At 68.1% G+C, this 13,938-nt stretch carries 11 protein-coding genes; 5 read left to right on the forward strand and 6 right to left on the reverse strand.

Annotated elements, in window-relative coordinates:
• Positions 1 to 77 precede the first annotated feature (77 nt).
• The 5 genes from ACYVKR_RS18865 (at position 78) to ACYVKR_RS18885 (ending at position 7,709) form a co-directional block, all read left to right on the forward strand.
• On the forward strand, positions 78 to 2,957 hold the full coding sequence (locus ACYVKR_RS18865) for a 2-oxoglutarate dehydrogenase family protein (RefSeq protein WP_460482496.1): 2,880 nt from the start codon (positions 78 to 80) through the stop codon (positions 2,955 to 2,957).
• An 81-nt stretch (positions 2,958 to 3,038) separates the two neighbouring features.
• Entirely contained in the window at positions 3,039 to 4,298 is a 1,260-nt protein-coding gene (odhB, locus tag ACYVKR_RS18870; RefSeq protein WP_460482497.1) for a 2-oxoglutarate dehydrogenase complex dihydrolipoyllysine-residue succinyltransferase, read from the forward strand.
• 64 nt (positions 4,299 to 4,362) lie between these two features.
• Positions 4,363 to 5,790 (forward strand): dihydrolipoyl dehydrogenase, encoded by a 1,428-nt coding sequence (gene lpdA / locus ACYVKR_RS18875; protein WP_460482498.1) that lies wholly within the window; start codon positions 4,363 to 4,365, stop codon positions 5,788 to 5,790.
• A gap of 84 nt (positions 5,791 to 5,874) precedes the next feature.
• A complete protein-coding gene (zapE, locus tag ACYVKR_RS18880) occupies positions 5,875 to 6,978 on the forward strand; it encodes an AFG1/ZapE family ATPase (RefSeq protein ID WP_460482499.1) in 1,104 nt (367 codons plus the stop codon).
• Positions 6,978 to 7,709, forward strand: coding sequence for a hypothetical protein (locus ACYVKR_RS18885; RefSeq protein WP_460482500.1), 732 nt, complete (start codon positions 6,978 to 6,980; stop codon positions 7,707 to 7,709). The genes zapE and ACYVKR_RS18885 overlap by 1 nt, the downstream gene beginning before the upstream one ends.
• Before the next feature lie 6 nt (positions 7,710 to 7,715).
• Here the strand turns inward: ACYVKR_RS18885 and ACYVKR_RS18890 are convergent, their stop codons facing one another.
• The 6 genes from ACYVKR_RS18890 to ACYVKR_RS18915 form a co-directional block, all read right to left on the reverse strand.
• Positions 7,716 to 8,744, reverse strand: a complete 1,029-nt coding sequence (locus tag ACYVKR_RS18890) for an Ldh family oxidoreductase (protein ID WP_460482501.1) — start codon at positions 8,742 to 8,744, stop codon at positions 7,716 to 7,718.
• 14 nt (positions 8,745 to 8,758) lie between these two features.
• A complete protein-coding gene (locus ACYVKR_RS18895) occupies positions 8,759 to 9,715 on the reverse strand; it encodes a M14 family metallopeptidase (protein WP_460482502.1) in 957 nt (318 codons plus the stop codon).
• Positions 9,716 to 9,867: 152 nt separating this feature from the next.
• Positions 9,868 to 10,650: a tRNA (guanine(46)-N(7))-methyltransferase TrmB gene (trmB, locus tag ACYVKR_RS18900; RefSeq protein ID WP_460482503.1), complete on the reverse strand. Its 783-nt coding sequence runs from the start codon at positions 10,648 to 10,650 to the stop codon at positions 9,868 to 9,870.
• 35 nt (positions 10,651 to 10,685) lie between these two features.
• A complete protein-coding gene (gene gluQRS, locus ACYVKR_RS18905; RefSeq protein WP_460482504.1) occupies positions 10,686 to 11,645 on the reverse strand; it encodes a glutamyl-Q tRNA(Asp) synthetase in 960 nt (319 codons plus the stop codon).
• Positions 11,646 to 11,671: 26 nt separating this feature from the next.
• Positions 11,672 to 12,802, reverse strand: a complete 1,131-nt coding sequence (locus ACYVKR_RS18910; RefSeq protein ID WP_460482505.1) for an NAD(P)/FAD-dependent oxidoreductase — start codon at positions 12,800 to 12,802, stop codon at positions 11,672 to 11,674.
• Between the two features lie 76 nt (positions 12,803 to 12,878).
• The gene (locus ACYVKR_RS18915) at positions 12,879 to 13,811 is read right to left on the reverse strand and encodes a LysR family transcriptional regulator (RefSeq protein ID WP_460482506.1); all 933 of its coding nucleotides are present in this window, start codon (positions 13,809 to 13,811) and stop codon (positions 12,879 to 12,881) included.
• Between the last annotated feature and the right edge of the window lie 127 nt (positions 13,812 to 13,938).

Genomic DNA, 13,938 nt, shown 5'->3' on the forward strand with positions numbered 1-13,938 from the left:
ATCGGTTCAGCCGTGTCGCGGAAGGTTTTACTTACCAGCTAATGTTCCCTGAAGGGGAGCGGAGGTCAGCGGAAAATATGAGCGATACGAACTCTGTGTATCAGGCCTACCAAGGCAACACCTATCTTTTTGGCGGCAACGCGCCGTATGTCGAGGAGATGTACGAGAACTACCTCGAGAACCCAGGTAGCGTACCCGACACGTGGCGAGCCTACTTTGACGCACTGCAAAACGTCCCCGCGACGGACGGCAGCGCCGCCAAGGATGTTCCGCACCTTCCCGTCATCAATGCATTCGCCGAGCGCGCCAAGCAGGGCGGCACCCGCGTGGTGGTGGCCAGCGGCGCTGATTCGGAGCTGGGCCGCAAGCGCACCGCGGTGCAGCAGCTGATCGCTGCCTACCGCAACGTGGGCGCACGCTGGGCCGACCTGGACCCGCTCAAGCGCGCCGAACGCCCCGAGATCCCCGAGCTGGAGCCTTCGTTCTACGGCTTCACCGACGCCGACCAGGAAACGGTGTTCAACACGAGCAACACCTTCTTCGGCAAGGAGTCGATGTCGCTGCGCGAGCTGCTGAACGCACTGCGCGAGACCTACTGCGGCACCCTCGGCACCGAGTACATGTATGCCACCGACCAGAACCAGAAGCGCTGGTGGCAGCAGAAGCTGGAGACCATCCGCAGCAAGCCCGCCTTCGACGCCGAGCAGAAGAAGCGCATCCTCGACCGCCTGACCGCGGCCGAAGGCCTGGAGCGCTACCTGCACACCAAGTACGTCGGCCAGAAGCGCTTCTCGCTCGAGGGCGGCGAGAGCTTCATCGCGGCGATGGATGAGCTGATCAACGATGCAGGCCAGCGCGGCGTGCAGGAAGTGGTGATCGGCATGGCCCACCGCGGCCGCCTGAACGTGCTGGTGAACACGCTGGGCAAGATGCCCAAGGACCTGTTCGCCGAATTCGACCACACCGCGCCGGAAGACCTGCCGGCCGGTGACGTGAAGTACCACCAGGGCTTCAGCTCCGACGTGTCGACCAAGGGCGGCCCGGTGCACCTGTCGCTGGCCTTCAACCCCTCGCACCTCGAAATCGTGAACCCCGTGGTCGAAGGCTCGGTGCGCTCGCGCATGGACCGACGCAACGACCCGCAGGGCAAGCAGGTGCTGCCGGTGCTGGTGCACGGCGACGCCGCCTTCGCCGGCCAGGGCGTGAACCAGGAAACCCTGGCGCTGTCCGAAACCCGTGGCTACACCACGGGCGGCACGGTGCACATCATCATCAACAACCAGATCGGCTTCACCACCTCCGATCCGCGCGACCTGCGCTCCACGCTGTACTGCACCGACATCGTCAAGATGATCGAGTCGCCCGTGCTGCACGTCAACGGCGACGATCCGGAAGCCGTGTGCCTGGCCATGCAGCTGGCGCTGGAATTCCGCATGGAGTTCTCCAAGGACGTGGTGGTGGACATCATCTGCTTCCGCAAGCTGGGCCACAACGAGCAGGACACGCCGGCGCTGACGCAGCCGCTGATGTACAAGAAGATCGGCCAGCACCCCGGCACCCGCAAGCTGTACGCCGACAAGCTGGCCACGCAGGGCCTGGGCGAGACGCTCGGCGACGACATGGTCAAGGCATACCGCGCCGCCATGGACGAGGGCAAGCATACGGTTGACCCGGTGCTGACCAACTTCAAGAGCATGTACGCGGTGGACTGGAGCCCCTTCCTGCACAAGAAGTGGACCGACGCCGCCGAAACCGCGATCCCGCAGGCCGAGTGGAAGCGCCTGGCCGAGCGCGTGACCACGCTGCCCGAGTCGGTGACGCCGCACCAGCTCGTGAAGAAGGTGTACGACGACCGCGCCGCCATGGGCCGCGGCGAAGTCAACGTGGACTGGGGCATGGGCGAGACCATGGCCTACGCCTCGCTGGTGGCATCGGGCTATCCGGTGCGCCTGTCGGGCGAAGACTCCGGCCGCGGCACCTTCACGCACCGCCACTCGGTGGTGCATGACCAGAAGCGCGAGAAGTGGGACGAAGGCACCTACATCCCGCTGCAGAACGTGGCCGACAAGCAGGCGCCGTTCGCCGTGATTGACTCCATCCTGTCCGAAGAGGCGGTGCTGGGCTTCGAATACGGCTACGCGTCGAACGACCCGAACACGCTGGTCGTCTGGGAAGCCCAGTTCGGCGACTTCGCCAACGGCGCCCAGGTGGTGATCGACCAGTTCATCGCCTCCGGCGAGGTGAAGTGGGGCCGCGTCAACGGCCTGACGCTGATGCTGCCGCACGGCTACGAAGGCCAGGGCCCCGAGCACAGCTCGGCGCGCCTTGAGCGCTTCATGCAGCTGGCTGCCGACCAGAACATGCAGATCACGCAGCCGACCACGGCCAGCCAGATCTTCCACCTGCTGCGCCGCCAGATGGTCCGTTCGCTGCGCAAGCCGCTGATCATCATGACCCCCAAGTCGCTGCTGCGCAACAAGGACGCGACCTCGCCGCTGTCCGAGTTCACCTCCGGTGGCTTCCAGACGGTGATCGGCGAGCGCGACGCTGCCGTGCTCGCCAAGGCCGACAAGGTCAAGCGCGTGATCGCCTGCTCGGGCAAGGTGTACTACGACCTGGTGAAGAAGCGCACCGAGGACGGTGTCTCCGACGTCGCCATCGTGCGCGTGGAGCAGCTGTACCCGTTCCCGCACAAGGTGTTCGCGGCCGAGCTCAAGAAGTACCCGAACGCCAAGGAAGTGGTCTGGTGCCAGGACGAGCCCCAGAACCAGGGTGCCTGGTTCTTCGTGCAGCACTACATCCACGAGAACATGTTCGACGGCCAGAAGCTGGGCTACTCCGGCCGCGCTGCCTCGGCATCGCCCGCCGCCGGCTACTCGCACCTGCACGTCGAGCAGCAGAAGGCGCTGGTCGAAGGCGCATTCGGCAAGCTCAAGGGCTTTGTGCTGACCAAGTAAAGAACCGGGAGTGCGTTGGGCCCGCGGCGTTGGAGCGCCGGGCCCGGCGCCCCACGCTGAACCGTATTTTGAGGAATTCCCATGGCAATCGTAGAAGTCAAAGTCCCCCAGCTGTCTGAATCCGTGGCCGAAGCCACGCTGCTGAACTGGAAGAAGAAGGCCGGCGAAGCCGTCGCCATCGACGAGATCCTGATCGAGATCGAGACCGACAAGGTTGTGCTCGAAGTGCCCGCCCCCGCCGCTGGCGTACTGACCGAGATCGTGCAGGGCGATGGCGCCACCGTCACTGCCGAGCAGCTGATCGCCAAGATCGACACCGCCGCCGTGGCCGGCGCCGCCGCTCCTGCGGCAGCAGCCCCCGCATCCGCACCTGCCGCGGCCGCTCCGGCTGCTGCACCCGCTGCCGCCGGCGGTAACAAGGGCGACGTGGCCATGCCGGCCGCCGCCAAGCTGCTGGCCGAGAACAACCTGTCCGCTGGCGCCGTGGCCGGCTCGGGCAAGGACGGCCGCGTGACCAAGGGCGACGTGCTGGCCGCCGTGGCCGGTGGCGTCAAGTCCACCGCCGCCACCATCCCCACCGGCGCGCCCACCAAGTCGCTGCCCCAAGTGGCCGCGCCCGTGGCCCAGCCCGACCTGGGCGACCGCCCCGAGCAGCGCGTGCCCATGAGCCGCCTGCGTGCCCGCGTGGCCGAGCGCCTGCTGCAATCGCAGTCGACCAACGCCATCCTGACCACGTTCAACGAAGTGAACATGGCCCCGGTGATGGACCTGCGCAAGAAGTTCCAGGACGCGTTCACCAAGGAGCATGGCGTCAAGCTGGGCTTCATGTCCTTCTTCGTGAAGGCCGCCGTGCATGCGCTCAAGAAGTTCCCGGTGCTGAACGCCTCGGTGGACGGCAACGACATCGTCTACCACGGCTATTTCGACATCGGCATCGCCGTGGGCTCGCCCCGCGGCCTGGTGGTGCCGATCCTGCGCAACGCCGACCAGATGAGCTTCGCCGACATCGAGAAGAAGATCGCCGAGTTCGGCAAGAAGGCTGCCGACGGCAAGCTGGGTATCGAGGACATGACCGGCGGTACCTTCTCGATCTCCAACGGCGGCACCTTCGGTTCGATGATGTCCACCCCCATCATCAACCCGCCGCAGTCGGCCATCCTGGGCGTGCACGCCACCAAGGACCGCGCCATGGTCGAGAACGGCCAGGTGGTCGTGCGCCCGATGAACTATCTGGCCATGTCCTACGACCACCGCATCATCGACGGCCGCGAAGCCGTGTTGGGCCTGGTGGCGATGAAGGACGCGCTGGAAGATCCGTCGCGCCTGCTGTTCGACCTGTAATCGGCCGTGCGCCAAGACCCACCCTCGGGTGGGTTTTTCGATACCAAGACAAGAGATTCAACACATGAGCAAGCAATTTGACGTCATCGTGATCGGCGCCGGCCCTGGCGGCTACATCGCCGCGATCCGCGCCGCCCAGCTGGGCAAGAGCGTGGCCTGCATCGACGAGTGGAAGAACGCCGCCGGCGGCGCCGCGCCCGGCGGCACCTGCACCAACGTGGGCTGCATCCCGTCCAAGGCACTGCTGCAGTCGTCCGAGCATTTCGAGCATGCCCGCCTGCATTTCGCCGACCACGGCATCTCCACCGGCAAGGTCGAGATGGACGTGGCCAAGATGCTGGCCCGCAAGGACACCGTCGTGAAGCAGAACAACGACGGCATCCTGTACCTGTTCAAGAAGAACAAGGTCACCTTCTTCCACGGCCGCGGCTCGTTCGTGAAGGCTGCCGACGGCGGCTACGAGATCAAGGTCGCCGGCAAGGAAGAGGAAACCCTCTCCGCCAAGCAGATCATCGTCGCCACCGGTTCCAACGCCCGCCCGCTGCCCGGCGTGCCTTTCGATGAAGAGAACATCCTGTCCAACGACGGCGCGCTGCGCGTGGGCAAGACCCCCAAGACCCTGGGCCTGATCGGCTCCGGCGTGATCGGCCTGGAGATGGGCTCGGTCTGGCGCCGCCTGGGCTCGGAAGTGACCGTGCTCGAAGGCATGGACAAGTTCCTGCCCGCCGTGGACGAGCAGATCGCCAAGGAAGCCAAGAAGGCCTTCGACAAGCAGGGCCTGAAGATCGAGCTGGGCGTGAAGGTCGGCGAGGTCAAGACCGGCAAGAAGGGCGTGACCGTCTCCTACACCAACGCCAAGGGCGAAGCCCAGACGCTGGAAGTCGAGAAGCTGATCGTCTCCATCGGCCGCACCGCCAACACCACCGGCCTGAACGCCGAAGCCGTGGGCCTGCAGCTCGACGAGCGCGGCGCCATCGTGGTCGATGCCGACTGCAAGACGAACCTGCCGGGCGTGTGGGCCGTGGGCGACGTGGTGCGCGGCCCGATGCTGGCGCACAAGGCCGAGGAAGAGGGCGTGGCGGTTGCCGAGCGCATCGCCGGCCAGCACGGCCACGTGAACTTCGACACCATCCCCTTCGTGATCTACACCAGCCCCGAAGTGGCGTGGGTGGGCCGCACCGAGCAGCAGCTCAAGGAGCAGGGCGTGGCCTACAAGGCCGGCAGCTTCCCGTTCCTGGCCAACGGCCGTGCGCGCGCGCTGGGCGACACGACCGGCATGGTCAAGTTCGTGGCCGATGCCAAGACCGACGAGATCCTGGGCGTGCACATGGTGGGCCCGATGGTCTCCGAGCTGATCTCCGAAGCCGTGGTGGCGATGGAGTTCAAGGCCTCGAGCGAAGACATCGCCCGCATCTGCCACGCGCACCCCTCGCTGTCCGAGGCGACCAAGGAAGCGGCACTCGCCGTGGACAAGCGCACGCTGAACTTCTGAGCCTGATGGTTTGAAGCCAAATTAGCCTCTAGCGCTTGCTACATAAGCGCTAGAGGCTATTGTTTTTATAGTATTGACGACACCATGGGCACTTCCGTTCGAGAACTGTACGAGGCCGAACTCCAGGCCAAGGGCTTCCAGAGCGATCCGGCGCAATTGCAGGCCATCGACGCACTGCAGCGCTGCGCCGACGAATGGGCGGTCTACAAGACCAAGCGCTCCAACGCCCTCAAGAAGCTGATCAACCACCCGGACCTGCCCAAGGGTGTGTACATGTACGGCGGCGTGGGCCGGGGCAAGAGCTTCCTGATGGACTGCTTCTTCAATGCCGTCCCCATCCGCCGCAAGACGCGGCTGCATTTCCACGAGTTCATGCGCGAGGTGCAGCGCGAGCTGTCGGCGCTCAGCGGCACGCAGAACCCGCTCGACGTGCTGGGCGCGCGCATGGCCAAGCGCTACAAGCTGATCTGCTTCGACGAGTTCCACGTGGCGGACATCACCGATGCGATGATCCTCTACCGCCTGCTGCTGGCGCTGTTCGACAACGGCGTGGGCTTCGTCACCACCTCGAACTTCATGCCCGACGGGCTGTACCCGGACGGCCTGCACCGCGACCGCATCCTGCCCGCGATCGCGCTGCTCAACGAGCGCATGGACGTGGTGAACGTGGACAACGGCACCGACTACCGCCGCCGCACGCTCGAGAAGGTGCAGCTCTACCACTGCCCGCTGGGGCCGGAGGCCGACCAGGCCATGGAGGATGCCTTCAACCACCTGGCCGAGACCAAGGACGAAAGCCCGGTGCTGAAGATCGAGGCGCGCGAGATCCATGCGCGCCGGCGCGCCGGCGGCGTGGTGTGGTTCGACTTCCAGACGCTGTGCGGCGGCCCGCGCTCGCAGAACGACTACCTGGAGATCGCCAGCCAGTTCCACACGGTGCTGCTGTCCGACGTGCCCTTCATGCCCGTCAGCCTGGCCTCGCCCGCGCGGCGTTTCACCTGGCTGGTCGATGTGCTGTACGATCGGCGCGTGAAGCTGATCATGTCGGCCGCCGTGCCGCCCGAGCAGCTCTATGTGGAAGGCCCGCTGGTGCACGAGTTTCCACGCACCGTGTCGCGGCTCAACGAAATGCAGTCGCAGGAATACCTGTCGCTGGAGCGGCGGGTGGTCGATACCTCCCTTACCTGATGCCGAATCCCCATCTTCTTTCGTGGACCCTGGCTGCTGCACTGGCGGCAGCCTCGGCCGCCGCCCATGCCCAGCCGGCCGAAACCCCGGCCCCGAGCGCCGCCGCCGCGCAGCGCGCCAGCGAGCGCGAGGCCATCGCGCAGCAGCGCCAGGCCAACCAGGCCCAGCTGCTGGCCAACGAGAAGATCTGCTACCAGCAGTTCGCGGTGACGGACTGCCTGAAGAACGTCCGCCGCGACTCGCGCCTGCAGGAGCAGGCGCTGCACAAGCGCGAGCTGGTCATCAATGCCGCCGAGCGTGCCGAGCGCGTGCAGCAGCAGGAGGCCAACCGCGCCCAGAAGCGCAAGGACCACGCCGACAAGGCCGCCACCATGCTGGATGCGCCGCCGGCCGGCGAGACGCTGGAGCAGCGCGATGCCGAGCACCGCGACGAGGCGCGCCAGCGCGCCAAGCCGGGCGCGAGCGAGGCGGAAAGGGCCGCCCAGCGCGAGCAGCAGCACCACGATGCTGCGCAGCGCGCGGCGCAGCAGAATGACAAGCGCGCCTCGAAGGCGCGCGAACTGGACCGACGCAACACCGAAAGCCCGGCCAAGGTCGACGAGGCCCGCGGCAAGTACGACGCCAAGCAGACCCAGGCCATTGAGCGCAAGCGCGAGTACGAAGAGCGCATGAAGAAGCTCCAGGACGATGGCAAGGTCTCGCGCCCGCTGGGCGATCCGCCCGCGCCCTGAGCGGCCTCAGCGCTCCAGCAGCGCCATGATTTCCTCGTGCAGGCCGCGCGGCACGGCGATGCCGCGGCGCTCGCTGTCGCGGCGGGCTGCATAGCGGCGCTCGGACGGCAGGCGCGCGCCCTGGTTGGTGATCGAGGCGAACAGTTCTTCGGCCCGCTGCTGGTGCAGGGGCCAGTCGTCGCCGGCGAAGCGCTCGGGGTCGAAGGCCAGGATCAGCTCGCCGTGGCAGGGCTGGCCGCCGCGGCCGGCGTCGAAGGCGATCGAGTCCTGGCTGGTCCAGTCGCCGATCAGGATGCCCGCCATCAGTTCCACCATGGTCGACAGCGCCGAGCCCTTGTGGCCGCCGAAGGTCAGCATGGCGCCGCGCGCCACGGCCAGCGGGTCGGTGCTGGGCGCGCCGTTCTCGTCGACGCCGGCGCCATCGGGCAGCGGCGTGCCGGCGCGGCGGTGCAGCTCCAGGTCGCCGCGCGCGATGGCGCTGGTGGCAAAGTCGAACACGTAGGGCACCTCGCCCGGGCGCGGCCAGCCGAAGGCGATGGGGTTGGTGCCGAACACCGGCTTGCTGCCGCCGGCCGGCGCCACCCAGGCGTGGCTGGGCGTCATGATCAGCGCGGCCAGGCCGTGCGCGGTGATGGCCTCGACCTCGGGCCAGAGCGCGGTGAAGTGCACGCACTGGTTGATGACCAGCGCACCCAGGCCCAGGCGCTTCGTGGTCTCGACCAGCGCGGGCAGGCCGGTCTCGAAGGCCAGCGGCGAGAAGCCGCGCTGCGCATCCACGCGCACCACGGCGCCCTGCACGGGCTGCAATTGCGGCTGCGCCTGCAGGTTGACCAGGCCGGTGCGCGCCGCGCTGGCGCAGCTCAGGATGCGGTAGATGCCATGCGAGCCGCAGGCATCGCGCTGGCCGCTGACGACAACCTGGGCAATCGCGCGGGCGTGGTCTTCGCCCAGGCCCACGTGGCGGGCCACGCGCTGGGCCAGCTGCAGCAGTTCGTCGAAGGAGAAATACAGGGAATCGGTGGCGGAATCGTGCATGGATGAAGAAGGGCTCAACGCCGGGCGAGGTAGAACCATTCGCGGTCCAGCGGCGCGTCGTCGTGCGGGAAAAGCATGCAGCCGTCGAACGGCGCATGGATGGGGGTTCCGTCCTCGCGGGTGGCGAGCAGGTCGCCACGCCGGAACGGGTCGAAATTCTTCCAGCTGCAGGCCAGGCGGTCGCCGCCGTGGCGCTTGATGAACACCTCCTGCAGCCGCACGATCTGGTGCGCGGGCTGCGGGCTGGGCTGCAGATCGACCAGGCCGAGCAGCTGCAGCGCGCCGGCGATGGCGCGGTCGGCCACCTCGATGGCGGCGGGTTCGTCGTGCGCGCCCGATTCGACGGTGATCGCATAGCCGCCGCGGCTGCGCATGAATTCGTTGGTGCCCAGGCCTTCGTCGCTGCGCATGCGGCCGCGGCTGGCCTGCACGGCTTTGTCGTAGACCTCGAGCCAACCCTGCACGATGCGCGGCAGGCCCACGGCCTGGGCCAGCGCCAGCTCTTCGGCGGCGCGGGCAAAGGGTTCGAGCGGGCCGGGGTTGTTCTGCGGGCCAGTCATCGCGAACGGCACGCCATCGCCCTCGTAGGAATGCAGGTCGAGCAGCGCGTCGTGGCTGGCCAAGAGCGGCGCCAGCACGCTGACGGCGTGGTCCTCGTAGTCCAGCGGCTGCTCGTGCGGCAGGAAGCGCCGGTTCAGGTTGCGGTCGCCCTCGCGGGTGTTGCGCGCAAAGGCTTTGGGGTTGGCGACGGGCACCAGGGTGAGCCGGCCGCGCAGCAGCTGCGCCTGTCCAGCCTCGAAGCGCTGCACCCAGCGGCGGATGGCATGCGTGCCGCTTTGCTCGTTGCCATGCACCGCGCCCAGGATGATCAGCGCCGGGCCGGGCTCGGTGGCCGCCCAGCCGTGCCACTGGATGGGAAACGGCGAGGCGGAGGCTGGCGCGGGGCGCAGTTCAAAAGCAGGAGAAGCCATGGATGGCATCGTACCCGATGGCTGTTACCGCGCCGGGACAGCGCCTTGGTCATGCAGAAAAGATAGCTGCTTGCGCTTGCTCCGTATTGGTTTCAAGGTGAAATATATCTAGAAACCAATAGGGGTGAGCGCAAGGCGCTCCTGTTTCAGGATCAAGCGCTGCGCGTGAACACCAGGTCCCACACGCCGTGGCCCAGGCGCAGGCCGCGGTTCTCGAACTTGGTGAGCGGGCGGTAGGCGGGCTGCTCGGCGTAGCCGTCGGCGCTGGTGGCGGTGTTGGCCAGCTGCGGGTTGGCGCCCAGCACCTCGAGCATCTGCTCGGCATAGGGCTGCCAGTCGGTGGCGCAGTGGATGTAGGCGCCGGGCTTGAGGCGCTCGACGATCCGCGCGATGAATGGCGGCTGCACCAGGCGGCGCTTGTTGTGCTTCTTCTTGTGCCAGGGATCGGGGAAGAAGATGTGCACGCCGTCGAGGCTGGCGGGCGGCAGCATGTTTTCCAGCACCTCCACGGCGTCGTGCTGCAGGATGCGGATGTTGCCGATGTCCTGCTCGCCGATGCGCTTGAGTAGCGCGCCCACGCCGGGCTCGTGCACTTCGCAGCACAGGAAGTTGTCATCCGGCCGCACGTGGGCGATGTGGGCCGTGGCCTCGCCCATGCCGAAGCCGATCTCGAGGATCAGCGGCGCGCTGCGGCCAAAGGCTGCCGGTGCGTCCAGCGGCTGCTCGGCATAGGCCAGCACGAATTGGTCGCCGAAATCGGCAAAGGCCTTGGCCTGGCCGGTGGTGGTGCGGCCGGCGCGGCGCACGTAGGAGCGGATGGTCTTGGGATGGGCCACGCCCTCGGGCGCATGGCCGGGCCGGGCCGAGGCATCGGCGGCGTTGGTGACCACGGGGGCGGAGACAGGGGCGGCGGGAGCGTTCGGTTCGTGTTGCATGAAAAAGGGGAGTGCACCGGGGCAGAAATCAGGCGCTATTGTAGTTTTGTGCGGCCGCCGTGCAGGCGCGCCCACTGCGCGGTCCAGTCCTGGAGCGCGGCGTCGATGCCGTCGGCCGCGGATTCGAGCCTCAGAAATGCCGCCGCCTGGCGCAATGCCGCCAGCGCGTGCGCCGGGGTTTCGGTGTCGGCGGGCGGCGCGCCATGCTGCTTGGAGAGCTTTTCGCCATCGGCCTGCAGCACCAGTGGCGTGTGCATATAGCGCGGCGCGGGCAGGCCCAGCGCAGCTTGCAGCAGCAGCTGGCGTGGCGTGTTGTCGGCCAGATCGGCGCCGCGCACCACGTCGGTGATGCGCTGGGCCGCGTCGTCCACCACCACGGCGAGCTGGTAGGCCCAGAGCCCGTCGGCGCGGCGGACCACGAAGTCGCCCACCGTCGCGGCCACGTCCTGCGTCTGCGCGCCCAGCTCGCGGTCGTGCCAGTGCAGCGCGTTATCCACTATCGAAAAAGGAGCTGCTTGCGCTTGCTGGACGGGCGATTTCTGCCAAAACTCCTCAAAGCGCTGGGTGTGGAAGCGCCAGGCGCGCGCGGGCTTGCCGTGCAGGCCGTCGCGGCAGGTGCCGGGGTAGGGGCGGTCGATATGGCGCTCGTGGTGCAGCCCGGACGCGGCCTGGGCGGCCTCGATGTCGCGGCGCGTGCAGCCGCAGGGGTAGGCCCAGCCGGCGGCCTGCAGCCGGGCCAGCGCGGCGGCATAGATGCCGTCGCGCTGCGACTGCCAGACGGGCGGCTCATCGGCATGCAGGTGGCATTGTTCGAGCTGCCGCAGGATCTGCCGGTCGGCCCCGGGCGGGCAGCGCGGCGGGTCGATGTCCTCGATGCGCACCAGCCAACGCCCGCCGTGGGCGCGCGCATCCAGCCACGAAGCCAGTGCGGCAACGAGCGAGCCCGCATGCAGCGGGCCCGTGGGAGAGGGAGCGAAGCGGCCGACGTAGCCCATGCCGCAGGACTAGAGCGTGTTATGCACTAGCTGCGGCGCCCCAGGATGGCCAGGGCCATCTCCAGGCCGGAGACGAATGCGTCTTCGACGCGGTAGCCCCGGCACCAGTCGCCGCAGGCGCCGAGCTGGCTGGTGGCGTCCCACAGGTGGCTGCGGGGCTTGCCGTCGCTGCCGGCGGGCAGCGGGTTGATGGTCTTGGCGAACTGCCACTGCAGGATGTGGATCTCGCTGGGCGTGGCGCGGATGCGGGTCACGTCGGCGAAGGCCTGCAGCATCTTGGCGGCCACGCGCTCGGGCTCGTCGTTCTCGTGCTTGCGGGCCCAGTCGGGGCTGGCCTGCACCGTCCAGCGCTCGAGCTTGCTGCGGCCGGGCTTGCTGGATTCGCGCGCCACCCAGGTGATGCGCGGGTGCTCGGTGCGGGCCGCGTTCCACTGCGGGCCCATGCGGGTGATGGCCGGGTCGACGGCATGGGCGTAGGCCAGCAGCAAAGTCCAGCTCGGGGCCATGTACACGCTGCCCAGCTGCCAGCCGTCCGGCTGGGCGATGCCGCTGTCGGCGAGCAGCTGCTCGACCTGCGCGGCGGGCGTGGCGCAGACCACGCCGTCCAGCCCCGCCAGCACCTGCTGGCCGCCGTCGGCGTCCTCGGTGCGCAGCTGCCATTGCTGGCCGTTGAGGGTGTCGCGCTCGATGGCCAGCACCTGGGTGTTCAGCCGCAGCTGGCCCTGGCTGCCGGCGATGGGCGCGGCCCAGGCCTCCAGCAGGCTGCCCATGGTGGGCTGGGCCACCATGTGGGCTTCCATCTTGGGCTGGGTGGCCATGACCTGCTTGCCGGTCGGGTCCAGCGTACGGATGGCGTTCACGCTCCAGGGGCGCAGCGCCGCCGGCGTGGTGTCCAGCGCTTGCTGGAAGCGCGCATCGCGCACGGTGAAGAACTGCGCGCCGGCGTCGAAGCTGCCGTGCGGCGTGTCCACGCTGGCCATGCGGCCGCCCACTTCGGGCTGCACGTCGAGCACGGTGACGCGGTGGCCCGCCTGCATCAGCGTGCGGGCGCAGGCGATGCCTGCCATGCCGGCGCCAATGACGGCGTAGTGGCGGGGAGTGGCAGCCTTGGAGGCGGCAGGTTTCTTGCGTGGGGTGGAAGCAGGGCGGCTGGACATGGGCGGTGTTTGTGAAAGCGGGTGGCGGCCATGTTAAACGACGCCGGACCGCCCGCCGGCACAAAAGTGATCAGGATTACGCCACGTAGTGGTTGTTCAGCAGTGCGTCGCGCGTGTTGGGCACGGCCAACTGGTCCAGCCACCACTGCAGGCCGCGGCCCGGGGCCGTGGTGGTCCAGGCGTAGTGCATGCGGATGCTGCGGCTCTCGCGCGCCAGCGCCAGCTGCACCAGCTGGCCCGATTGCAGGTAGGGGCGCACCATGTTGCTGGGCAGGTTGCCCACGCCCATGCCGCGCAGTTGGGCCTGGAGCTTGGCCTGCATGTTGTCCACGGTCAGCACCTCCTGCCCGCCGAGCACGCCTACCGTCACGCCCTGGCCGGCGCGCGACGAATCGGCCACGGCGATGATGCGGTGGCGGCGCAGCACTTCGTCGCTGATGGGCTGGGGCTCGCTCGCCAGCGGATGGTGCGGGGCCACGACGCAGACGAAGCCCATCTCGCCCAGCGCGCGTAGCTGCAGGCCGCTCATCGTCGAGGCATCGACCGCGATGCCCAGGGCCAGGTCGGCGCGGCCCGAGGTGAGCATCTCCAGCGTGCCCGAGAGGATGCTGTCCTTGAGCTTGAGCCGCGTGGGCGGCGCCACCGCGTAGAAGGCCTCGACCAGCTCGAACAGCGTGGTGCGCGACAGCGCGCCGTCCACGGCGATGGTCAGCTCCGGCTCCCAGCCGGTGGCCACGCGGCGCACGCGGTTGGCGACGGCATCCACCTCCTGCAGCAGGCGCGCGCCCTCGCGCAGCAGCTCCAGCCCGGCCTCGGTGGCGCGGGCCTGGCGGGCGCTGCGGTCGAACAGCAGCACGTCGAGCGCATCCTCGACCTGGCGCACGCGGTAGGTGAGGGCGCTGGGCACCATGCCCAGCTTGCGCGCGGCGGCGGCAAAGCTGCCGGTGTCGGCAATGGCCTGCAGCAGGGCCAGGGTGTCGGGGGTCAGGACGTCGCGTTCGCGCAGCATGGTGGGCCTGTGGGTCTATATGCAATTTTTTTGAATGATGCCATCAAAAGCGCCGCGCCACGCACCCCAGCGGCCGGCATACAGTTGCATCCATGGCAGGCAATCAAGATTTTTGAATGGCTGCCCC

The organism is Comamonas humi (genome assembly GCF_054782535.1).